Genomic DNA, 22961 nt, shown 5'->3' on the forward strand with positions numbered 1-22961 from the left:
GTCTTTGTTTAACGAAGACCGCCTGTATTGTATGAAATAGTAAAAATTGCGGATTTATAAAATGATAAGTAAATTAGCCCAAAGATTCTTTATGGTAATCAGACAAAAAACTAAAACCACATTTCTAACATCATTACTTATTTCTACAACGCTTTTTTCTCAGGCGCATAATGTTTCGGAAGGATATCAGAAACCCACGGATCCGCTTGTCGTTCAAAATCTCGAAAACTGGCAGGATTTGAAATTCGGGTTGTTCATGCATTGGGGAACCTATAGTCAGTGGGGAATTGTTGAAAGCTGGAGCTTATGCCCGGAAGATGAATCCTGGACACAGCGGAAACCTGAGCATGGAAAATCTTATGAAGAATATGTAAGGAACTATGAAAACCTTCAGACGACTTTTAATCCAACCCAATTTAACCCGCAAAAATGGGCTGAAGCCGTTAAAAAAGCAGGAATGAAATATGTTGTGTTCACTACAAAGCATCATGACGGATTCGCGATGTTTGATACCCAACAATCCGACTATAAAATCACTTCTTCCAAAACTCCTTTTTCAAAGAACCCTAAGGCAGATGTTACCAAAGAAATTTTCAATACATTCAGAAAAGAAGGTTTTAAAATTGGAGCATACTTCTCAAAACCGGATTGGCATTCTGATGAGTATTGGTGGCCTTACTTCCCGCCGAAAGACAGAAACGTAAATTATAATCCCAAAAAATACCCGGAGAGATGGGACAATTTCAAAAAATTCACGTTTAATCAGCTCAATGAAATTACTTCCAATTACGGTAAAATAGACATTCTATGGCTGGATGGAGGCTGGGTTCGCCCTTTTCATACCATCGATCCTAAAGTCGAATGGCAAAGAACCATCCAGGTGGAACAGGATATTGATATGGACAAAATTGGAACGATGGCCCGTAAGAATCAACCCGGAATTATTATTGTAGACCGTACCGTTCCCGGGAAATGGGAAAACTATGTTACTCCTGAACAGGCGGTACCGGAGCATGCCCTTTCCATTCCGTGGGAGAGCTGCATTACCATGGGGGATTCTTTTTCCTATGTTCCCAATGACCATTATAAATCATCTCAAAAAATTATAGAAACGCTCATTAAAATCATTTCAAGAGGAGGGAATTATCTGATGAATATTGCTCCGGGGCCAAATGGGGACTATGATGCCGTTGTTTACGAAAGGTTAAAAGAAATTTCGGGCTGGATGGATAAAAACCAGTCTGCTGTTTTCGCAACCCGGAGCATAGCGCCTTACCACGAAGGAGATTTTTATTATACCCAAAGCAAAGATGGGAAAACTGTCAATGTATTTCATATAGATGAAAAAACAGATTACCAATCACCAACACTTCTTACTTTTTCAATTCCTGAAAACTTTAAGCCTAAATCATTGAAAGTATTGGGCATTTCATCAAAAATCCAATGGAAGAAATCAGGAAACACAATAGAGCTCAAACTGCCTGAAGCAAGAAAAAATCTGAAATATTCAACAGTAATTCAAATTGTACAATAATGAAGCTGTGCCGTTTTAAAATAATGGGGGTTGCCTTATGCAGCATAATGCTTGTTTCAGCTCAAAAGCCTCTGTATAAAGATCCGAAACAGCCTGTGGAAGCCAGGGTTCAGGATTTATTAAAAAGAATGACGCCCGAAGAAAAATTCTGGCAATGTTTTATGATTCCCGGTGACTTGGATAATGTGCCGAAAGGCCGGTATGCTCATGGAATCTTTGGACTACAGGTGAGTGCGGGAAATCAGGGAGGCGGAGCAGCAGGGCAAATGCTGAAATATAATGCCAGTGAAGATGCCGAAAGGCTGGTGAAAAAAATCAATGCCATTCAGAAATATTTTGTAGAAGAATCAAGATTGGGAATTCCTATGATTCCCTTTGATGAAGCTTTGCACGGATTGGTAAGAGAAGGCGCAACTTCTTTTCCGCAAGCAATCGGTTTGGCGGCCACGTTCAATCCTGAATTGATGCAGCAGGTTTCAGCGGCCATTGCCAAAGAATCTAAATTGAGGGGAATCCGTCAGATTTTAACACCTGTAGTGAATTTGGCGAGTGATGTAAGATGGGGAAGAACGGAGGAAACATATGGCGAAGATCCGTTTCTGAGCGCTGTAATGGGAGTTCATTTTGTGAGTTCATTTGAAAATATGGGAATCATTACAACTCCTAAACATTTTTTAGCCAATGTCGGGGAAGGAGGAAGAGATTCATATCCGGTCCACTGGAGCAAAAGATACCTGGAAGAAACGCACCTGATTCCTTTTCATAAAGCATTTATCCAGGGAAAAAGCAGATCGGTGATGACTTCCTATAATTTGCTCGACGGAAGACCTTCCACAGCCAATCATTGGTTATTGACGGAAAAACTAAAAGATGAATGGAATTTTAAAGGCTTTGTCATCAGTGATGCCAGTGCAGTAGGAGGAGCAAATGTTCTTCATTTTACGGCAAAAGATTATGATGATGCCTCCGCACAGGCAATGAATGCAGGGCTTGATGTAATTTTTCAGACAGAGTATAAACATTATGAATTATTCATTCCGCCGTTTTTAGACGGAAGAATCTCAAAAGCAAGAATTGATGATGCTGTATCAAGAGTTCTGAGAGCGAAATTTGAACTCGGGCTATTTGAAAACCCGTATGTTTCAACCAAAGAAATGGAAGAATTAAAAAAGCTGAATCACAAACCTTTAGCAGAAAAAGCGGCTGCTGAATCATTTGTTTTACTACAAAATAATAATCAGACACTTCCTATTTCGGAAGATATTAAAAAGATTTTAATCGTTGGAACAGATGCTGTTGATGCAAGATTAGGCGGGTATTCCGGACCGGGAAACAAAAAAGTAAACATTGTAGACGGAATTAAAAATTTTACTAAAAATAAAAATATTGAGATCATTTATTCAAAAGGGATTGATTGGAATGTAAAAGGTTTTACCACGATTCCTAATGAGTTTTTATCTTTTGGAGGTAAAAAAGGATTGAAAGGAAATTATTTCTCCAATGGCAATTTAAACGGAAATCCTGCTTTTGAAAGACAGGATGAACAGCTGAATTTTAAATGGACATTATATTCTCCCGACCCGGTCAAACTACAACCGGACAATTATAGTGTTCGTTGGACAGGGAAGCTACAAGCACCGGACTCAGGAAAGTATCAGTTGGGTTTACGTGGAAATGATGGTTTCAGGTTGTTTTTGAACGGGAAATTATTGATCGATAATTGGGAAAAGTTAAGCTACTCAGCCAAAACGGTAGACGTTAATTTTATGAAAGGGCAAACATATGATATTGCCGTAGAATTCCATGAAAACAGAGGAGAAGCCAATATTGAGCTTATCTGGAATTACGACTTGAATGATTACCGGAAAGATTTTAATGACGCTTTACAGTTAGCCCAGAATGCAGATTATATTATAATTACGGCAGGAATTCATGAAGGAGAATTCCAGGACCGGTCTTCATTAAGTCTACCCGGAAACCAGGAACAATTTATTCATGAAGTTTCAACATTGAAAAAACCGACAACTGTTATTCTGGTCGGTGGTTCAGCTATAAAAACAACAGAATGGAAAGATAAAGTAGGTGCAATTCTGGATATTTGGTATCCCGGAGAAGAAGGCGGGAATGCAGTGGCAAAAGTTCTTTTCGGGGCAGAAAATCCATCCGGAAAATTACCTATAACGTTCCCCATCGAAGAAGGCCAGTTACCTTTATCATACAATCATCATCCGACAGGAAGAGGGAATGATTATCATGATTTGAGCGGTGAACCGTTGTATCCGTTCGGTTTCGGATTAAGCTATGCGACTTTTGAAATTTCCGATTTACAGTTGAATAAAACTCAATATTCGGAACATGATACCATTATTGCCAAAGTGAACGTTAAAAATACAGGTTCAAAAGCCGGAAGCGAAGTCGTTCAGCTATATGTGAGAGATTTACTTGCCTCAGTTTCAAGGCCGGTTATTGAATTGAAGGGATTCCAAAAAGCAGAATTACAACCCGGGGAATCAAAGACCGTCACGATTAAAGTTCCTGTGAAAGAATTACGCTTTTTGGATGAAAAAATGAACTGGAAAATAGAAAAAGGAACCTACAGGATTATGGTTGGAAACTCTTCGAAAAACCTGCCCTTAAAACAAAATGTGGAACTTCAGTAAACACTGCCTGCAATCTGGTACGATATATGCACATTTATTGTAAATCATAATAATCTAATTGATAACAGTTTATTGATTAACGATTATTCAAAAAAGTAAATGTCATGAAAAAGTTATTGATATCAACACTATTGTTATTAGGCTTGTCAATGCATGTTTCTGCACAAAAGCATCCTCCGCGACCACCGGAACCCCCGGTTCCTTCAAGAAGTGAGATGATCAACATCAAGTCGCGTGAGCTGGATAAAAAATATCAGGCAGAAAAGAAAATGATCTCAAAACATCCGCTCTTAAGCAAGAAAATGAAGCAGGAACAGATAAGGACTTTAACGGAGAGATACAAGAGAGAGAAACGGGCATTGAGAAATCTGCCGTAGAGGTTTAAAATAAAATTGAAATAGTTTAATTCTATCGATTCAGTTTTATGGAATTTTTAATTTAAAATGAAATTTATTGAAAGAGAATGCTTTTTGTGTTCTCTTTTTTGATTAAAATCAAAGCAAATGTCTTTAAATATGCCATTGCCACATGAAATGGCATAAACATTCAACATCCAATATTTTTCCTTAAATTCGCATAAAATTTTTAAACTAATGAATTACGATATTATTGTCATCGGAAGTGGTCCTGGTGGATATGTTACTGCTATCAGAGCAGCGCAATTGGGTTTCAAAACTGCAATTATCGAAAAAGAAAATTTAGGAGGAATTTGTCTTAACTGGGGGTGTATTCCTACTAAAGCTTTATTGAAATCTGCTCAGGTTTTTCATTATATCAATCATGCTGAAGACTATGGTTTGAACAAAGTGGAAGCAAGCTTTGAATTTCCTAACGTGATTCAGAGAAGCCGTGGTGTTGCCGGCAAAATGAGTAAGGGAATTGAATTCCTGATGAAAAAGAATAAGATTGACGTGATTCTTGGTACTGCAAAAGTTCAGCCAGGTAAAAAAGTTTCTGTTACAGATAAAGACGGTAAAGCGACTGAATATTCAGCAAGCCACATTATCATTGCAACGGGAGCACGTTCAAGAGAACTGCCGAACTTACCGCAGGATGGTAAAAAAGTAATCGGATACAGACAGGCATTGTCTCTTCCTGAGCAACCAAAATCTATGATTGTTGTAGGTTCGGGAGCTATCGGGGTAGAGTTTGCCGATTTCTATAATACAATGGGCACAAAAGTGACTGTTGTTGAATTTATGCCAAACATCGTTCCTGTGGAAGATGAGGAAATTTCTAAGCACTTAGAAAAATCCCTGAAAAAATCAGGAATCGAAATCATGACCAATGCTTCTGTAGAAAGCGTTGATACTAGCGGAGAAGGTGTAAAAGCTAACGTAAAAACAGCTAACGGAAATATTACGCTTGAAGCTGATATTTTATTATCTGCTGTAGGTATTGCTGCCAATATCGAAAACATCGGTTTAGAGGAAGTGGGAATCCAGACAGATAAAGGAAGAGTTTTAGTAAACGAATGGTACGAAACTTCAGTTCCTGGTTATTATGCTATCGGAGACATCATCCCGACTCAGGCTTTAGCTCACGTAGCTTCTGCTGAGGGAATCACATGTGTAGAGAAGATCAAAGGAATGCATGTTGAGAAAATTGACTACGGAAATATCCCGGGATGTACATACTGCCATCCTGAAGTAGCTTCTGTAGGTCTTACAGAAAAGCAGGCTAAAGAAAAAGGATATGAGATCAAGGTAGGTAAATTCCCTCTTTCTGCAAGTGGTAAAGCTACTGCTAACGGAAATACAGACGGATTTATCAAGGTTATTTTCGATGCTAAATATGGAGAATGGTTAGGATGCCACATGATTGGTGAAGGGGTTACGGATATGGTTGCTGAAGCAGTTGTTGCCAGAAAACTGGAAACGACAGGTCATGAAATCATTAAGTCTATCCACCCGCACCCGACGGTTTCAGAAGCGATCATGGAAGCAGCAGCAGCGGCTTATGGTGAGGTGATCCACATCTAAGATATAATTCAATATTCAGATATATAGAGCGCAAAGATTTCTTTGCGCTTTTTGTGTTTTTGATGTTACCACTTTAGTTACTTAAGTTTTAAAATAATGAGACTTTAAAGTTCACACAAGTTGAGAATCAAAGATTTTCAGAAAAACTTTTAGGCATTTTGTGGTGACTATTTTTATGCTGAAAATACCACAAAATAGAATGATAGGGTAAAGATTAAAGTCACTAACTTTACATGTATAAAAGCCAAACACCATGAGATATTTTGATTTTCATTGCCATCCTGTTTTAAAACAGTTGTTTAATGACACTCCCAACATCGATGCTTTTATTTACAGAAGCGATGTTGCTGCATTACCCAAAATGTGTTCCGATTTACCCAGTATCATTGAAACGCAAACGCATCCTACGCAGCTGTCTGAATTCAGTGATGAGGTGATCTTAGGGGCTGTTCTTTACAGTGTGGAACGGTATGTGGCGCAAACGGTAATTCCGCTTCAGAACTATTTGAAAAAAACTTCCCGTTTCAAACTGTCCGAAAAGCTTTTAAACAATATTGTTCAGAATACCAATAAACCTTTTTCCGACTTCTTAATGAAAAGAACATTGAATGAATATATTCAATCTTCCTCCTACCATATTCTAACCAAAGACAGCTTTAAAAAAGGACTTCCGAAAAATAAGGTCAATGTGTTTTTTACCATTGAGGGCTGCCATTCTTTAGTGGATAGCCCGAATTACTGTGACACGGTTAACAAATATAAACCATCAGATATTTTGAAAAACCTGGATAAAGTACAGGAAAAAGTAAAAGTAATATCCATTAATATTACCCATCTCCAACAATCAAGTCTGTGTAATCAGGCATTCGGCATGCAGGTAGCAGATTCCAAACCTTTTTTTCCTTCCGGAAACGGGTTGGAAAACGATGGGAGAACAGTGGTGCAGGGAATCTTTGACCGGAAAATTTGTGTAGATGTAAAACACATGAGCTACAAATCCCGAAAAGATGTAATGAATGAAATAGATTCAGGAAAATTTAAGAATGTACAACCTTTAGTTTGTACTCATGCCGGATTTACAGGAATGCCATTTAAAGATTGGGCAGGACATATTCAGCTTAAAAAGCCCCTTTCCGGGGCCTTATATCTGGAGATTACCAAATCTTTTCATATGAAAAATGATCCAAGAAGACCGGGATTTCCAACCTTTAACGCTTCGACGATCAATTTATTTGATGAAGAAATTGCCTGGATCGTGAAAAATGACGGAGTGATTGGCGTTTCAATGGACAGAAGGATTCTAGGGTATGTTGATAAGCATGACGATGATCCGATAGGAATTAGCGGTATGGAAAGAATTGTAGATAAAGAATTCTTTTCAAAAACGGAATGGGCTGCCCTGGGAATCAAAAATGAAGATATAGGTAAGTTGATTGCTGAGGATGAATGTCTTACTATGGGTGAATTGGAAGAAAATACGGAAAGCAGTATTCCGCAACGCAACGAATATTTCTATGATCATGTCCTCTATCACCTGAAGCATTACTTCCAGGTTTGCATAGACAACGGAATCCCGATTAGCAAAGCCCGGAAACAGATCACCATCGGAACAGATTATGACGGATTGATCAATCCTTTCCTCAATATGCTGACGGTCAAAAGAATGGCGGATCTGAAAAGCTATATCCGTATGAACCTGAAATATTTCTTAAAGGACTTACAGGATTCTAAACAATGGGCAGATCAGCTGGATGTTGATACCTTTGTGGAAGACCTTTTTTACAATAACGGATACAGATTTGTGAAAACCAGATTTGAAATCGAGTGAAAAGGAATTTTGACAGAAAAAAAAGCCGTTTTTACAAAAAATCATTAATTTCATCTAAATTTATTACTATGAAAAACAAATCCATCATTCTGGCTTTTTCTATAGCCGGAATGTTTCTTTCAGCACAGCAGAAAAATGAATATGTAAGCCCCAATGAAAACCTGATTGCGGAGAATATCCTTCCGATTCCCAAAAGCTTAAATCAGACCATAAAGAAATATTCCGAGAGCAGGAATGCCGGTTTAGCAGATGTGCATCCCAATGGAAAAGAAATTATAGCAAGCACACGTTTTGCATCCACCAATCAGCTTCACAGGATTTCATTTCCGATGGGAGCCAGAAGGCAGATCACTTTCTTTGATGAGCCTGTGGGATCGGCAAGCTATGAACCAACAAAAGGAGACTACCTGATATACTCAAAAGATATAGGCGGTAACGAGTTCGGACAGCTTTTCAAACTTGATCTGAAAACAATGGAATCAAAGCTCCTTACCGATGGCGGAAGATCGCAGAACGGCGGGATAAAATGGAAAAAAGACGGTTCCGGCTTTTATTTTACTTCTACCAAAAGAAATGGGGGAGACCGTGATATTTATTATATGAATCCGCTGAAACCTGAAGAAACACAACTTGTTTTAGAGGTGAAAGGTGGGGGTTGGGGAATTAATGATCTCTCAGACGACGGAAAAAAACTGCTGATTGGTGAATATGTTTCCGCCAATGATTCCTATTTATATATTTATGATCTGGAAACTAAAAAACTGGAACCTGTTACCGACAGAAATGAAAAAGGGATAGTTCAGTCCGGTGCGACTTTTGGTAAAAATCCGGATGAAATCTGGTATATAACAGACAGGGATAATGAATTTGAAAGGCTTGCTGTTTTAAATATAAAAACAAAGAAAATCAATTATCTTACATCTTCCATCCTCTGGAATGTAGAAGGGTATGATGTGTCGGAAGATAAATCCACCCTTGTTTTCACTACCAACGAAAGCGGAATTAATAAAATGTATAAACTGGATACCCGTACCAATAAATACACGCCGGTTAAAACTTCCTTAGGATTGATCGGAGGTGCAAAGTTTACTAAAGATGGTAAATATTTGTTCTTTACCCAATCGGCGGCTAACTCCGGATCTGATGTTTACAGACTGGATGTCGCTTCCAATACTATTGAAAGATGGACGGAAAGTGAGCAGGGAGAAATGCAGTCTGCAGATATGTCTGTTCCCAAGCTGATCGAGTGGAAGAGCTTTGACAATATGAAGATTACCGGCTTTTATTATCCCGCTTCCTCTAAATTCACCGGAAAAAGACCGGTAGTGATTTCCATTCACGGCGGCCCCGAAGGACAATCTATGGCTTCTTCATTAGGATCTTATAATTATTATACCAACGAATTGGGAGTCGCTATGATTTATCCCAACGTGAGAGGCTCTTCAGGATTTGGTAAGACCTTTATAGCCGCAGATAACTGGTATCTGAGAATGAATTCTGTAAAAGATATAGGCGCTTTGCTGGACTGGATCGCCAAGCAACCGGAGCTCGATAAAGATAGAATTATGATTATGGGAGGAAGCTACGGTGGCTTTATGACTTTAGCTACAGCTTATGAATATGCAGACAGAATCAGGTGTTCCGTAGATGTGGTTGGAATTTCCGATTTCAATACCTTCCTTAAAAATACAGAGGAATACCGAAGAGATTTAAGAAGAGTGGAATACGGTGACGAAAGAATCCCTAAAATGGCTGAATTCTTTACCAAAATAGCTCCTTTGAACAATATTGACAAGATCAAAAAACCGATGTTCATTATTCAGGGAACGAATGATCCGAGAGTTCCCGTTACCGAAGCTGTACAGATGAGAGACAAGCTTAAAGCCCAGGGAAAAACCGTATGGTATCTGGAAGCCAAAAACGAAGGCCATGGATTCCGTAAAAAAGAAAATATAGACTTTCAGCGCCTGGCTGTCATCCGGTTTATGCAGGAGTATCTGTTAAAATAAATTTAAAATCACCATATTTAGAAAAATTAATCCGGTTTTCTCGCCCTGTTTTCTTAATTTTATTCTATGAATTTTGAGAAAGTAGGGCTTGTTTTATCCGGAGGCGGTACCAAAGGTATTGCCCATGCGGGAGTTTTAAAATTCTTACACGAGAAAAACATCAATGTAGATATTTTATCATGTTGTAGCGCCGGCTCCATAGTTGGCTGCTTATATGCGATTGGGAAAACTCCGGAAGAAATTTTGGAATTTTTTAATTCTGTTTATTTTTTCAACTGGAAGCATTTTACATTTAATCAACCCGGATTGGTCTCTTCGGTGATCTTCAGAAATTATCTGGTACCGATCTTTCATGATATGAAATTAGGAGATTTGGATAAGGAAGTCAAAATTGTGGCTACTGAACTGGTAGCCGGAACCCAGAAGATATTTGACCAGGATTTTAAAGTTACGGATGCTATTATTGCTTCATGCTCTATTCCCGGCGTTACCACTCCTTATATCATTGGTGATGAGATGTACTGTGACGGAGGGGTTCTGAATAATTTTCCTGCAGACATTATCCGGGACGAGTGCGATAAGCTGATCGGAGTTTTTGTTTCTCCGCCTCATGATATCAAAATCAATGACCTTAAATCCATTAAGGCTATTGTATCGCGTTCTTATGATCTTCTTTCCTACAGAGTGGAAAAAGTGAAATTTGAATATTGCGATTGGTTTATTTCTTCCCAGAAACTATCCAGCTACGGGACTTTTGAAAGGAAAAAAGACAGATTGGAAGAAATATTCAATATAGGATATAATGCTGCGAAGGAAAGCTTTGCTGAAAGTCAGTTTATAACACAACTTAAACCTTCAGGAACCTGAATGAATATAAAAATCCCGCTTTTAAAGCGGGATTTATTATGATTTAAACTTGATTTTCCATTTGAGTATAATTGGCAAAGGCTTCTTCCAGGCTTCCGAATTTGCCTTTGAATTCCTCAATAGGGCAATCCTGTAAAATATTTCCTTTGTGAATAAGAATTACACGGGAACAAAGCGCTTCCACTTCCTGCATGATGTGGGTGGAAAGCAACACTGTTTTTTCCTGTCCGATTTCTTTCACTACATTTCTGATCTCGATAATCTGATTAGGATCAAGGCCATTGGTAGGCTCATCAAGAATCAAAAGGTCTGGCTGGTGAATGATTGCCTGAGCCAAACCAACTCTCTGCTTGTACCCTTTGGATAGCTGCCCGATCTTTTTAGACTTTTCGGGAGTAATTCCTACCAGATCAATCACTTCGTCCACTCTGGATTCAGGAATCTTGTGGATATTGGCCACAAACTGCAGGTATTCCTTTACATACATTTCCAGATATAACGGATTATTTTCCGGTAAAAAGCCGATTTTCTTTTTACTTTCGATAGCATATTCGGAAATGTTGTTGCCATTAAAGATAATTTCACCTTCATCAATCTTCAGGGCACCGACAATTGATTTCATTAAAGTGGATTTTCCGGCTCCGTTAGGACCCAGAAGACCAATGATTTCATTCTTGTCAATAGAAATGTTGATGCTGTTGAGAGCAGTTTGTTCCCCAAACTTTTTAGTTAAATTCGTTACCTGAAGAGACATAGTTTTAATGATCTTTTTGCAAAAATAAAAATAAAAAACTCATTCGCGGGGAATGAGTTTGCAGAATATTTAAAAATATAATTATTTTCTCGATTTCTTGGTCTTACTGTTGGATGGGGCCGAAGTAGAAGCTGTAGCCGGTTTAACAGTATTCATGTTGTTCATCGTTGCAGGCTTACCATATAAGGCAGACTTTCCGTTTGTTCTTCCAAAGATTTTATCGACCTGTTTTTTATTCAGGAACTGCGATTTTCCAACATATTTTCTGTTCTTGTTGATATACTGGATAAATTGTACGGTAGGTTGTCCGTAATTTTTCTCATAATGCAGTTCAATAATATCATTAGGGAGTTCAAGAGTGATATTTCCGATAGGAGTATCGATAAATCCGTCAGTAATCAGTTTATAAAGGTCTTCAACATCTCCGTTTACATTTAAAAACGAAAAAGATCTGAAAGTATTTAAATTACTGGTATTAAGATCTTGATAATTAATGGTGAATTTATCTTGTTTTTTATATAAACCTACAGAGTTATCCTTGCCAATTTCCACTAAAGTTTCGTTTTTCAGCACTTTAATTTGTGAGAAAACAGAAATACTGAACAGGCAAGTAAATAGTAGAAGTACTTTTCTCATTTTACTGGATTTTAATTTTTTATAATTGGTGTATCTAAATTATGAATAAAAATATTCAAAAACAATCTTTATTTTCTTAAGCAAAAGTAGTATTTTTTTTTAATATCCATTAGTGCGGAAGAAATGATATTATGCGTTGCCTAATAATATTCTTTCTTTAAAAACCCTTTATTAATGGTACTTGCAAGAGTTTTACATTAGTATTGCTTTGAAAATGCATTTTTTGTAGTGATAAATGATTTTATTTCGTAATTTATTAAAACACAGGGTTCGATTTATTTTTTACGCTAGGAAAAAGCTTCCGGTTTAAAATAATTGTTAATTTTACCCAGATGTTGTACTACAATGGTTAAGTTAGAAAATTTAATAATGTGTTTTTGAATAAACGATGCTGCAGAATAAACTCTAAAGAAGAGTTCTTGTTAATTGTTTTTTTTCTCATTGTGTGTAAAATTTGATTGCAAATGTAAAGAAAATATTCAATTTATTAATTTTGAACCTGCTGTTATTGTATATAATAACAAAAGCAGCTATACGATTTGTATAACTGCCCTCCCTAAAAGTATTTAAACTGAGTAAAAATTCTTTTCGATTTAAAAGAGACCACTCCGCGATTGGAGTGATCTCAAATATAAAATTCCCTTTTTTACTTTCTATTATCCTCAGATAATATTAATTACTCATATCTGATTGGTGTAAATGTAAAAATATAGAATATATAAATAATAATTATGTTATTATTAAGTAAATTAATCTTAAAAATACACATAATAAAGAATATAATTCTGTATCTTTGGCTGAAAATCACCCTTTAAAAGAATATTATTCTATGGAACATCTAGATAATAAAGATTTACAACTACTCAGGTTGCTTCAAAAAGATGCAAAACTTACCGTTAAAGAGCTTGCTAAAGAAGTAAATCTTTCTCCATCCCCGGTTTTTGAAAGAGTTAAGCGTCTTGAACAGGAAGGATATGTAAAAAAATATGCCGCAATTCTGGATGCTGAAAAGTTGAATCTTGGATTTACCGTGTATTGTCAATTGAAACTGAAAAGTAACGACAGCTATTTAGCCGTTGAATTTGAACGCGAGATTCTGGAAATAGAAGAAGTGGCCGAATGCTACAGCATCTCAGGTGATTTTGATTTTCTTCTGAAAGTATATGTGCGGGATATGAAGCAATATCAGAATTTCGTTTTTAATATACTTGGAGCGGTCCCGTCAATTGGAAGTACCCACAGTACATTTGTAATGGCACAGGTGAAAAATATACATGGATTGACCATATAACTGAATGCAAATAAGTTCATCAGGACGAAATATTTAATTAATAAAAAGCTTGCAAATTTTGTAAGCTTTTTTGTGAATCTGAGTCAGCTTAAAGCAGATTATTAACATTTTGGCAAAAAAATTGTTGCGGCTAGAATGTAGTATCATATGTTGTAATTTTAACTAAACCACTTAAAATTTTATAATATGAAAAATTCAATTCTGGCCCTGTTAGCAGTTGCTGCTATGGTGGCTTGCAAAAAAAATGAAACTACGGCTGTTGACCAGTCTGCAGATAGTGCTGCAGTAATTGCTCCCGCCGATACTGTGATGGATGTTAATGACTCAACTGTGGTGTCAGACACTTCCGGAGTAGCAAATTCTCTTAGCGATCAGGATAAAAAATTTGCAGATGCGGCTGCAAAAGGCGGAATAATGGAAGTGATGATGGGGCAGCTTGCAGCTACTAATGCGAACAATGCAACGGTGAAAGCGCTGGGACAGATGATGGTTAAAGATCATGGTAAAGCTAATGATGAGCTTACGAAATGGGCATCTACAGTGGGCTATACTCTTCCTGCTGGTTTAGATGCTGCAAAGCAAAAAGAATACGATGATCTGAAAGCGAAAAAAGGAGCGGATTTTGATCGTGCATACACTGCTCTCATGGTGGATGACCATAAAAAGGATATCGCAGAATTTAAAAAACAAGCTGCTGAGGGTAAAGAAGCGTCTTTGAAGTCTTTTGCTGACAAAACCCTTCCTACTTTAGAGCACCACCTGATGGAGTCGAAAAAAGCAAAGAATGCTGTAAAATAGACGTTCAAAAATAATCATAGAAAATCCTGCCATTCGGCAGGATTTTCTATGATTATTCCCTGAAATGAAGAAAAATTGGTTGTAATAATATACGAGGAATCAATAAATAGCTGTTTTCATATTCCTGCATGTGATACATCAATCTGTTTTTTTTGAAGAATCAAAATTATAATTTTGAAGCATACCTCGATGGTAATTGATTCTAAGAAAACATTGACGAAAAAAAATGTAATGAGCGCTTTATCAACACATAGAGGGCTCTTTTATTTTTATTTATATTAATTTCTATTAGTTTATTTTATATTATATAAATTCGCATCTATAAAAAAATATTATTGAAAAATAATTTAATTTTGAATTATATGAATGTATATTCGGAATTTTAAGGATGTAAAGATTACTTTAAACTCATCTTGTTTTAAGATAAAAGTTTATCATTTTCATGAAAATGATAAATGCGGCATTTTAGGTAACGATGATGATGATTTATTTTTACAGCACTTAATCCGGTTGCATTATGTGAAAAACTAATGAACTAATGAAAAAAATGTATTTCGTCTTTATTTTGTCACTTTATATTTCTATAAGTGCTCAGGATGCTCATGCCTATAATATAATATTTACTAAAACCTATCTTGAAACGTCGCAAAAAGATTTTAGTAAAGCGGTTCAAATCGCAGACTCTTTATATACTGTTTCTGAAACTTCTTATTATAAAGCCAGAAGCCTCATGCTCGCTGCCAGTTTGTATCAGCAGTCTGGAGATATTGAGAAATCTGTGGAATATGCTCTTAGATCGGAACGGATTATTGAGGGAACAGAAGATGATGTGTGGAAAGCTAAAATATATGGCTTTTTGGCGACTCAATACCGGTTTTTAAAATTATATAAGCAATCTGAAAATTATTCATCCAAAACATTAAATATCACGAAACAAATTGAAAATCCTGAGCTGAAAAACAATATCCTCGGTCTATTGATGCAGGAAATGGCCTATTGTGACATGGAGCAACAGCAATATCGGAAATCCATTCACTCTGTTCTCAAATCCCAGGAATATTTTAATCTGACAAAACAAGATTTGAGTTTTTTTTCCTCCAATAATGAACAGTTGCTGGGATTAAATTATTTCTATCTGAAAGATTTTGACAGGGCACTAGCTCATTATAACAAAGCCATTGCTTTTTGCAAAAATATCCCGGAAAATCATATTACCGGATTAATTTACAATGGGTTTGCCCAGGTTTATATTGAGAAAGGGGATTTACCTGCCGCTAAAAAATATATTGATCTGGCTCAGAGTATTAGTGATAAATCAAAATATCTTCAGTTAAAAAAAGAAGTGTATTCAACCGTTGAAAAATATTATACTGTAATTGAGGATATGAAAAACCTTACCAAAGTTCAGCAAAAACAGGATTCTGTGGTAAGCAAGATTGAAGAAAAATCGTATGGTTTTGTTAGCAAATCTTACGATCAATTGGAAGAAAAAAATACAAAGATTTCTGAAAGTAATTCTATTAAGAATATAATAATTCTGATGTGTGCTGTCTTTATGGTTGCAGGAACAGCTGGTTTTGTTAGTTATACAAAAAGAAGACAAAAAAGGACGATCAGAAGGTTTAGGGAAATAATTGCCCAGATAAATGTCAGAAAGCAAATTGAAAAGGAAATCGCCGGAACACTACAGGAAAATCAGGAAGAAAAGGCTATGGAATCCGAATATTCAGCGATTATGACTACGGCTACTGAGGAAAAAATATTGCAGAGGCTGGAGGAATTTGAAAAAACGGATCTGTTTACCAATAACAATATTTCACTTTCTTCTCTGGCTTCTTTATTTGAAACCAATAACAAATATCTTTCTTATGTCATCAATACTTACAAAAAGAAAGACTTTAATAATTACATCAATGATTTGAGGGTGTATTATGTGATAAAAAAATTAAAAGATAATTGCCAATACAGGAAATATAAAATTGCCGTTTTAGCAGAAGAGGCAGGCTTTTCCTCTCAAAATAAGTTTGCCACTATTTTTAAAAAAACTACCTCCATGTCTCCTTCCATATTCATAAAACATTTGCAGGAAGAGCTTGTAGAAGAAGGATAGAGATTATCATTTTACGGAAAGTGATAAGTATAACATTTTTATAATTACTTATACCACAGTACTTTTGTGTGAGTCAGAAGTGAGCTATAAGGTTCACTATTTACCTAATAAATCTTAAGAAAGACCATTTTCTTTAGCTTAAGATAAATTAGTAGTTAAAATGATGAATGCAAAAACACAATTTCAAAAAAGAGTAACCCAAGGTGCTCTTTTAGAAAGCAGAATTCGATTAATTTTTTTTACTCCTTTCTGCTTATTTATTTCGAACACTGCATATAGTCAGAATACCATCAAAAGTATTGATGGGGATGACGTGGCATGTATAGGCCGCAATATGACTGTTTCTCTCTTCGATACTGAAGAATCTGCATTTAGTTCTAAAAATGTATTTTATTTTTTTAACAGAACTGCAATCATCTCTATTCCCCTTCTTTGTTTATATAAAATTAAAAATACATATTATAAAAATTTCTTTTCAGACTTTATTGTCAGCTTAATTTCCGACAGCCAGGTTAGTAAAAATATTTCGAAACATTTTATCTCTCATAGTTATGCAGTAAGACCTCCTCCTTATCTTATATAAACACTATCAACAATTATATAGTATCTCATTATAATGCTTCATTCTTTTTTTGAAGCACCGGATACCTCTTGTCCAAAAACTAATTAAACACAATAAAAATTATTTTAATGAATCAAAAATTACAAAATCTGATAACTCATCTACAACTGCGTTTAACTGTTGTTTTAGTATGCATGTTATGTAGCGGATCTCTTTTTGCAGATGGATCCAAAGATCTTTATCCTTCAGGGGTAACTGGTTATCGAGCATTCATGAGATCAAGTACGGCAACTACATCAAGCTGGCCTTTTGCCAATGAAGGAATCCACTATGTATATGCCAAAGTAGGAGAAAGAATTGCCTTAGCTTCCAGCGCACAAAATGGAGGGAACGGAAGAATTAAATTGTTTGCTCCTGACGGAACTCAAGTGATTAATAATACCAGTTCAGGTCAGATAACCAATCGTACAGCTGAGTTGGCCGGTCCTCAATTATTTGGGCAGACTGGCGGAAACCGGTATACTCCTATTTATTATTCTGCAACAACAGAAGGGATCTATCGTGTTGAATTTGTTGGGAGAGGTACGGGCGACCCAAGTACAACCATTGCAGCCAATAATAATTGGGTGCAGGATACCAGTTCCGGAATATCGGCCTGGGATGTATCAGTAATAAATACTTCCAATACAGGTTTTATAAATGGACGTGTTTATACCAATATTCTGAATCTGTCAAACGGAACGTCTGGTTCCAATGCGGATGGATTTTACGGACTGATCTATGTGCTTACAAAAGACGGATATATCTATAAAGTAAATAATAACGGGAATAATGGTTTATACTTCACTTTTTTTGTGAATAATAACGGGTTTGTAGATGTTACTACCCAGGAACCGGTCTATAAAAGTCTCGATCAGTCATCTACGGCATTTTTAACAGGAAAAGTGCATAATCCCAATAATGCAGATACATCTAAACATATCACGCATAAATTATTTTACACATTACCTGCTACCGATCTTCCTGCTCAATCGACAGGGGCAATACCAGGCGGAACAACTTGGTTGAAAAGTTCTGTAGTTGCTCCTGATGTGACAGATGTACAACTTACCGGTGTTGAAGGAACATCGGGGCAGTTTAGCAATAAAGGTGGCTATATAAAATTCAACGCGGGTACGCAGGGGCAATATAATATTGTTATCCAAAGTACCAGTACGCCGGCAGCTTTTGTAACGAGAACTTTGACCGGAGCATCGGTTTCCGGGGTAAATAATATTTTTTGGGATGGAAAAGACGGGGCTGGTAATGCATTGCCGGTTGGAACACTACCGGCTACAGTAACTGTGCAGCTTCGGGGAGCAGAAGTTCATTTTCCATTTTTTGATATGGAATATAATAAAAACGGGACTATTATTCAGTTGTTAGATCATACCAACTTAAATAATGTAGTATCAGATATTGTATATTGGAACGATACGGATGTACCTAATGGTTCTAATGGAAATAATTCGCCGGGAGGCAGTTATACGGATCCAAAAAACAACAGTCATCTACCGCCCGTAAACAGCACCGGGATTAGCAGTAGTGTGAATGGACATATATGGGGAATAGGGAGTACAGGTACATCCGGACAGTTTGGTGACACTAGATCAATAGACACCTGGACATTTATCAAAGGAAATGCTACTGTTCTTACAACGAGTGTGGAAATAAAGGTAGCAGATTTAAAGATTACGCAAATTATACCGGACCAAACAGCAGTTACAACAGGCGACTCAATCAATTATACGGTGAAAGTGAAAAATGACGGACCCAGCGATGTAACGGGAGCACCATTCACCTTTACACTTCCGGTCGGATTTAATTCTCAATCGTTTAGCTTCACGGCTAATGGTTGTGGATCTGAAGCGATAGCGTTAAGTTATAATGCAGGAACACATACTTATTCCTCATCCTTGAATTTACCAAGCGGCTGTGAGATCACGTATAATTTTTCAACCATGATCACTTATCTGGCTGCTTCTGGAAATCAAGCGGTCAAAGCCACTATTTTACGTCCTAACGATGTTACGGATCCTGATGCTACGAATACCAATGTTACAGTTCCGCCAACAAACGCTGAATATGAATGTGCTAATAATGGCTCAGGAGGCAGCTGTAATAATATTTTGAATAACAACAGCATCGTGTTTTCACCCGCACCTGTATGTACTGAAGATGTACAGGGAAATAACTTCAGTACCAGCAATGGAACACCGGTTACCTTTAACCAACCGGCTACAGATTATGGGTTCGTATTCGATGTTTATACCTTAGACAATTCTTTTAATCTGAATATAAATGGTGTGCAGTTGGCAACCCAGGAAATTCAATTTCAATCTTCCGGAACATCAGGAATAAATATTCGCTTTGCCGACGGAGATCAATATGAACTGAATACTCCGGATGTATGGTCGATGACAGGAACAGCATCTGCTCCTTTGATCAGGGTGGTTATCGGGCCGGCAGGTAATGTAACCATGTTTGGAAGTAAAGTTTCCGGCGGGCCCTTATTCCCTTTAGTATTATTTAATGGAAATAGTTTCAATATCATAAGCTGGAATACTGCCATAGCAAATACGGTAACTGCCACACAATCAGTGGTTGGTGTTACTGCAATGACCGGATATGGTTCAGGTAAAAAAATTATTCCTTGCCACTGTATAAAACCAGGAGCAACAGGTACACCTGATAGTTTTGCTAAGATAGGGATCCTTACCAAAGCGCGTCCTACTGTTGCTAATTGGCCACAGAGTGTTCCAAACGGGCACATTGTTTTAGACAGTAATGATAAAGGTATGGTCATAACCCACATGACTACAACTCAAAGAGATGCCTTGATTGCTGTTGAGGGAATGATTATTTACAATACAGATTTGAATTGTGTGCAACTGTACAGGGGAACCACCCCGGGAGTTGATAATTCCCGTACCGGATGGAACTGTATCAAGAGAGGGTGTAATGAATAAATGATAATTATTGTGGTGCTTGAGTCTGCCAGTTATTTATTTATAGGTGCTGGCAGCTCTTTACTAATATAAAATTTAAAAATTAAAAAAAATGAATAGAAAAGTAACGGTCTTAATATTGTTTGTCCATCTTGTTTTTTTCAAAACAGTCCATGCTCAGGTAGCTTTTGGAAAGGATAATATTGTCAATCAAAGTGCTCTTGTAGAGTTTGGAACGGGTAATAAGGGAATCGTATTACCTTCGGTAGCTGCGGCTCCGGGATCAGTGGGAGGAACATTTGTTTTTAATACTTCCAGGAAAGCAGTAGAAGTATATGAAGGAATAAATAACAATAATAACGGAGGATGGACTTCTCTCACAGATGAGAATCAAGGTGTCGTTCATTCGTTTTCAAATGCAGGTCCTGATGTAACGGGGACTAAAGGTGTAATTATAGGGGCGGGCTCTACAACTAAGCCGGGAATACTGGTTTTAGAATCAACTACTAAGGCGATGGTTTTGCCTTTAGTAGCCAACCCGCATACGACGGTCAAAGGAGCAATTGCTGGTACAATGGTGTATGATACTGCTGCAGATATGCTGGCAATATATGACGGGCAAAATTGGAGTTATTGGAAATAAAGCATCAAATAGATTAATAAGTAGCCATTAGCTGATAGCTTTTAAGCATGTAAAATAAATATGAAACTATTCTAAAAGAAAAATGAGTTTTGATTTTAAGAAAATCCATATAGGTGAGCTTATCTGCAAAAGAGTGGAAGAATGCGGGATCGAAATGACCAGGATCTGTAATTTCTTTCAATGTACTGATGTTGAAATCAAACAAATGTTCAGAGATTGTGATATGACGGCAGAAACAATGATGAAGTGGAGTAAATTATTAGGCTATGATTTTTTCAGAATCTATTCGCAGCATCTCATTTTGTATGCCCCACAGGGGAACAAGATATTTTCTATTCCTGATAAAAGTAAAAGCCGTCTTCCGAAATTTAGGAAGAATATTTATACAGCCGGAATAATAAATTTTTTGATTGAGCTTATTGAAACTGGCGAGAAAACAAAACTTCAGGTAATTGATGAATATCGTATTCCTAAAACAACTTTGTACAAATGGCTGGACAAGTACGGAAAGAGCAAGAAAATTTAAAGATACAATGTGTAATAAGAAATTAATCGGAAAATCTTTGGAAGAGGCTGAATTATTTCTCAATAAAACAGCCATAAGGATCTATGCATGTGAATATGCTGTTATTATGGAAAGTTACTTTTTTGGAATCGTGAAAAAAAGAATACACTTATCCATAAAAAACGGAATTATATATGATTGTTTTGTCAGAATTGATTTATAAATATGATTGAAATACAGACAACATGTTGACACTACGTCAAATAAACGATCCGAATTTTCTTGTCGGTTTTTCCAGGAAAGATGTGATCCGGGAGCTGGGGGATGGATTTAACTTTTACCATGATAAAGTTTGGACTTATGAATTAGCAAGGACATGGTGGGGAAAGAAAACCATTCTGGTCTTGTTTTTTCAAAACGATGTGGTCTGTAAAAAAAGCATCATTAAAAAATTTGGAAAAGTAGATGAAACCAAATTATCATAAGATTTATAATGATTTAATCGAAAAAAAATATCCGGAGAAAAAACAGGGATGTTTGGCAATTCTTTCAAAACAGCAATTATCTGCTATGGATATTATTGAATTGAACCGGATCATTTTTAATCCCGAAAACAGAGAAGGAATGAAAATCAATCAAAAGCATCGTTCCTATGACAAATTAACCATAATTCAAATGCTTGATTATCAGAAAGAAAATGGTCTTAATAACACGGAACTTGCTAAACATTTTTCTCTAAGCAGAAACTCTGTTGCCAAATGGAAAAAATATTTTGAGAATTGATTAATAACTGCTTGCAGGCACTTTCACAAAGTTTTACCCGCATTTTAAACCGAGAGCGGGTTTTCGTGTCAGTTGGCTAAAATTCATATGAATTAAAAGTGAGCATTTATTTGCCACCGTTTGCTTTTAAATCTGCCTTGCAATTAGTATCAAGCTGAGGAATATTGTTTGTATTAAGGAAGCTTAAGATATCTGTAGTTTCTGAAGCGTAGTACATTAAACAATTGTTATTATTACAATGATTGCCATTGGCAGGGTCTTTATGGTTGAGTTGCATTTGAGATCCTAAATCAACCAAGCCTAACAAATGCCCTAATTCATGTTCAAGTACAGTAGCTTCAAGTTTTGTCCTGCTAACCTGTCCAAACCCTCCCGAATTATCATGAATCACTTTTCCTAATAAAGCAACAGAAGTATTACGATAGGCTATTCCCAATGTATTGGCATTATCTGAATATTGTCCATTGGTATAAATAACGCTCACGGCCATAGTAGAACCGTTTGTAAAAGATGACCTGCTTGTATTTTCAATTGCTTTGATATCATTTAGTGACAAACTCGAAGCAGAAGCCCCCGGAATTTCTCTCGTAACAATACTTATACCTCCCTCTTTCTTAAGAAATGTGGATAGGAAGTTTTTAACCAGCTCTATAGCATTGGCATCAGGAGCATAACCCGGCATGTATTGTATTTCAAGAATCAAGGCATTGTATTTATTATTACTCAGCAGATCATTTGCAGATGAACCAACTGAACGGGTATGATTGTAATCACCCGAATCATTACTAAACTCACTGTCTCTCTCACAAGCAATACACAAGAAAAGAAGTAAAAAAGCAAAATAGATTTTTTTAAACATACCATCAGATTATAAATTTAAAATTACAAAAATTATTTATCTTACCACTTGCCGTCATACTATTTATACATTTCATGTAAGCACGACTCCTTAGGCTCGTATCAATAGTAAAGAATTTTAGTCTAATCGTCTAAAAAAGAATTATGTTTTAGA

General features: G+C 36.6%; 19 protein-coding genes. 16 read left to right on the forward strand and 3 right to left on the reverse strand.

The features are described 5' to 3' along the window. The first annotated feature begins 61 nt into the window (after window positions 1–61). The 7 genes from BCF58_RS04395 to BCF58_RS04425 all read left to right on the forward strand — a co-directional run bounded on the left by BCF58_RS04395 (window position 62) and on the right by BCF58_RS04425 (window position 10880). Window positions 62–1534, forward strand: a complete 1473-nt coding sequence (locus BCF58_RS04395; RefSeq protein WP_228434733.1) for an alpha-L-fucosidase — start codon at window positions 62–64, stop codon at window positions 1532–1534. Further along, window positions 1534–4194, forward strand: a complete 2661-nt coding sequence (locus BCF58_RS04400) for a glycoside hydrolase family 3 N-terminal domain-containing protein (RefSeq protein WP_121460569.1) — start codon at window positions 1534–1536, stop codon at window positions 4192–4194. Before BCF58_RS04395 ends, BCF58_RS04400 begins: the two co-directional genes overlap by 1 nt. Window positions 4195–4298: 104 nt before the next feature. Further along, complete coding sequence (locus BCF58_RS04405) at window positions 4299–4571, forward strand: hypothetical protein (protein WP_121460570.1); 273 nt, start codon at window positions 4299–4301, stop codon at window positions 4569–4571. A 216-nt stretch (window positions 4572–4787) separates the two neighbouring features. Further along, window positions 4788–6176, forward strand: a complete 1389-nt coding sequence (lpdA, locus tag BCF58_RS04410) for a dihydrolipoyl dehydrogenase (protein WP_121460571.1) — start codon at window positions 4788–4790, stop codon at window positions 6174–6176. Window positions 6177–6429: 253 nt separating this feature from the next. Continuing rightward, on the forward strand, window positions 6430–8004 hold the full coding sequence (locus BCF58_RS04415; protein WP_121460572.1) for a membrane dipeptidase: 1575 nt from the start codon (window positions 6430–6432) through the stop codon (window positions 8002–8004). A gap of 68 nt (window positions 8005–8072) precedes the next feature. Next, window positions 8073–10013 (forward strand): S9 family peptidase, encoded by a 1941-nt coding sequence (locus BCF58_RS04420; RefSeq protein ID WP_121461041.1) that lies wholly within the window; start codon window positions 8073–8075, stop codon window positions 10011–10013. 66 nt (window positions 10014–10079) lie between these two features. Further along, window positions 10080–10880 carry a patatin-like phospholipase family protein gene (locus tag BCF58_RS04425; RefSeq protein ID WP_121460573.1) on the forward strand — a complete coding sequence of 267 codons (801 nt, stop codon included), beginning with the start codon at window positions 10080–10082 and terminating at the stop codon, window positions 10878–10880. A gap of 43 nt (window positions 10881–10923) precedes the next feature. Here BCF58_RS04425 and BCF58_RS04430 read toward each other — a convergent pair whose 3' ends face one another. Both BCF58_RS04430 and BCF58_RS04435 read right to left on the reverse strand, forming a co-directional pair. After that, entirely contained in the window at window positions 10924–11634 is a 711-nt protein-coding gene (locus tag BCF58_RS04430) for an ABC transporter ATP-binding protein (protein WP_121460574.1), read from the reverse strand. Window positions 11635–11715: 81 nt separating this feature from the next. Then, complete coding sequence (locus tag BCF58_RS04435) at window positions 11716–12270, reverse strand: hypothetical protein (protein WP_121460575.1); 555 nt, start codon at window positions 12268–12270, stop codon at window positions 11716–11718. Between the two features lie 829 nt (window positions 12271–13099). Here BCF58_RS04435 and BCF58_RS04440 point away from each other — a divergent pair. The 9 genes from BCF58_RS04440 to BCF58_RS04485 all read left to right on the forward strand — a co-directional run bounded on the left by BCF58_RS04440 (window position 13100) and on the right by BCF58_RS04485 (window position 21949). Continuing rightward, window positions 13100–13561 carry an Lrp/AsnC family transcriptional regulator gene (locus BCF58_RS04440; RefSeq protein ID WP_121461042.1) on the forward strand — a complete coding sequence of 154 codons (462 nt, stop codon included), beginning with the start codon at window positions 13100–13102 and terminating at the stop codon, window positions 13559–13561. A 186-nt stretch (window positions 13562–13747) separates the two neighbouring features. Further along, the gene (locus tag BCF58_RS04445) at window positions 13748–14359 is read left to right on the forward strand and encodes a DUF4142 domain-containing protein (RefSeq protein ID WP_121460576.1); all 612 of its coding nucleotides are present in this window, start codon (window positions 13748–13750) and stop codon (window positions 14357–14359) included. A 538-nt stretch (window positions 14360–14897) separates the two neighbouring features. Further along, on the forward strand, window positions 14898–16469 hold the full coding sequence (locus BCF58_RS04450) for a tetratricopeptide repeat protein (protein WP_121460577.1): 1572 nt from the start codon (window positions 14898–14900) through the stop codon (window positions 16467–16469). Between the two features lie 160 nt (window positions 16470–16629). Beyond that, window positions 16630–17052, forward strand: a complete 423-nt coding sequence (locus BCF58_RS04455) for a hypothetical protein (protein WP_121460578.1) — start codon at window positions 16630–16632, stop codon at window positions 17050–17052. Window positions 17053–17159: 107 nt separating this feature from the next. Next, on the forward strand, window positions 17160–20039 hold the full coding sequence (locus tag BCF58_RS04460; RefSeq protein WP_121460579.1) for a DUF11 domain-containing protein: 2880 nt from the start codon (window positions 17160–17162) through the stop codon (window positions 20037–20039). A 91-nt stretch (window positions 20040–20130) separates the two neighbouring features. Next, a complete protein-coding gene (locus BCF58_RS04465) occupies window positions 20131–20661 on the forward strand; it encodes a hypothetical protein (protein WP_121460580.1) in 531 nt (176 codons plus the stop codon). Window positions 20662–20743: 82 nt separating this feature from the next. Next, entirely contained in the window at window positions 20744–21187 is a 444-nt protein-coding gene (locus tag BCF58_RS04470; RefSeq protein WP_121460581.1) for a transposase, read from the forward strand. 224 nt (window positions 21188–21411) lie between these two features. Then, entirely contained in the window at window positions 21412–21651 is a 240-nt protein-coding gene (locus BCF58_RS04480; RefSeq protein WP_121460583.1) for a hypothetical protein, read from the forward strand. Beyond that, a complete protein-coding gene (locus BCF58_RS04485) occupies window positions 21632–21949 on the forward strand; it encodes a helix-turn-helix domain-containing protein (protein WP_121460584.1) in 318 nt (105 codons plus the stop codon). Before BCF58_RS04480 ends, BCF58_RS04485 begins: the two co-directional genes overlap by 20 nt. Before the next feature lie 106 nt (window positions 21950–22055). Here the strand turns inward: BCF58_RS04485 and BCF58_RS04490 are convergent, their stop codons facing one another. Next, window positions 22056–22808, reverse strand: a complete 753-nt coding sequence (locus tag BCF58_RS04490) for a M12 family metallo-peptidase (RefSeq protein ID WP_121460585.1) — start codon at window positions 22806–22808, stop codon at window positions 22056–22058. Between the last annotated feature and the right edge of the window lie 153 nt (window positions 22809–22961).

The sequence above is a fragment of the Chryseobacterium defluvii genome (genome assembly GCF_003634775.1).
In the GTDB taxonomy this organism is placed as follows: Bacteria; Bacteroidota; Bacteroidia; order Flavobacteriales; family Weeksellaceae; genus Chryseobacterium; species Chryseobacterium defluvii.

Excerpts from the sequence above, each read along its gene's own strand:
- BCF58_RS04470 (WP_121460581.1), top strand. The coding sequence starts at position 20,744 with ATGAGTTTTGATTTTAAGAAAATCCATATAGGTGAGCTTATCTGCAAA.
- BCF58_RS04405 (WP_121460570.1), top strand. The coding sequence starts at position 4,299 with ATGAAAAAGTTATTGATATCAACACTATTGTTATTAGGCTTGTCAATG.
- BCF58_RS04415 (WP_121460572.1), top strand. The coding sequence starts at position 6,430 with ATGAGATATTTTGATTTTCATTGCCATCCTGTTTTAAAACAGTTGTTT.
- BCF58_RS04395 (WP_228434733.1), top strand. The coding sequence starts at position 62 with ATGATAAGTAAATTAGCCCAAAGATTCTTTATGGTAATCAGACAAAAA.
- BCF58_RS04485 (WP_121460584.1), top strand. The coding sequence starts at position 21,632 with ATGAAACCAAATTATCATAAGATTTATAATGATTTAATCGAAAAAAAA.
- BCF58_RS04480 (WP_121460583.1), top strand. The coding sequence starts at position 21,412 with ATGTTGACACTACGTCAAATAAACGATCCGAATTTTCTTGTCGGTTTT.
- BCF58_RS04460 (WP_121460579.1), top strand. The coding sequence starts at position 17,160 with ATGAATCAAAAATTACAAAATCTGATAACTCATCTACAACTGCGTTTA.
- BCF58_RS04465 (WP_121460580.1), top strand. The coding sequence starts at position 20,131 with ATGAATAGAAAAGTAACGGTCTTAATATTGTTTGTCCATCTTGTTTTT.
- BCF58_RS04400 (WP_121460569.1), top strand. The coding sequence starts at position 1,534 with ATGAAGCTGTGCCGTTTTAAAATAATGGGGGTTGCCTTATGCAGCATA.
- BCF58_RS04450 (WP_121460577.1), top strand. The coding sequence starts at position 14,898 with ATGAAAAAAATGTATTTCGTCTTTATTTTGTCACTTTATATTTCTATA.
- BCF58_RS04435 (WP_121460575.1), bottom strand. The coding sequence starts at position 12,270 with ATGAGAAAAGTACTTCTACTATTTACTTGCCTGTTCAGTATTTCTGTT.
- BCF58_RS04425 (WP_121460573.1), top strand. The coding sequence starts at position 10,080 with ATGAATTTTGAGAAAGTAGGGCTTGTTTTATCCGGAGGCGGTACCAAA.
- BCF58_RS04445 (WP_121460576.1), top strand. The coding sequence starts at position 13,748 with ATGAAAAATTCAATTCTGGCCCTGTTAGCAGTTGCTGCTATGGTGGCT.
- BCF58_RS04455 (WP_121460578.1), top strand. The coding sequence starts at position 16,630 with ATGATGAATGCAAAAACACAATTTCAAAAAAGAGTAACCCAAGGTGCT.
- BCF58_RS04420 (WP_121461041.1), top strand. The coding sequence starts at position 8,073 with ATGAAAAACAAATCCATCATTCTGGCTTTTTCTATAGCCGGAATGTTT.
- BCF58_RS04490 (WP_121460585.1), bottom strand. The coding sequence starts at position 22,808 with ATGTTTAAAAAAATCTATTTTGCTTTTTTACTTCTTTTCTTGTGTATT.
- BCF58_RS04440 (WP_121461042.1), top strand. The coding sequence starts at position 13,100 with ATGGAACATCTAGATAATAAAGATTTACAACTACTCAGGTTGCTTCAA.
- lpdA (WP_121460571.1), top strand. The coding sequence starts at position 4,788 with ATGAATTACGATATTATTGTCATCGGAAGTGGTCCTGGTGGATATGTT.
- BCF58_RS04430 (WP_121460574.1), bottom strand. The coding sequence starts at position 11,634 with ATGTCTCTTCAGGTAACGAATTTAACTAAAAAGTTTGGGGAACAAACT.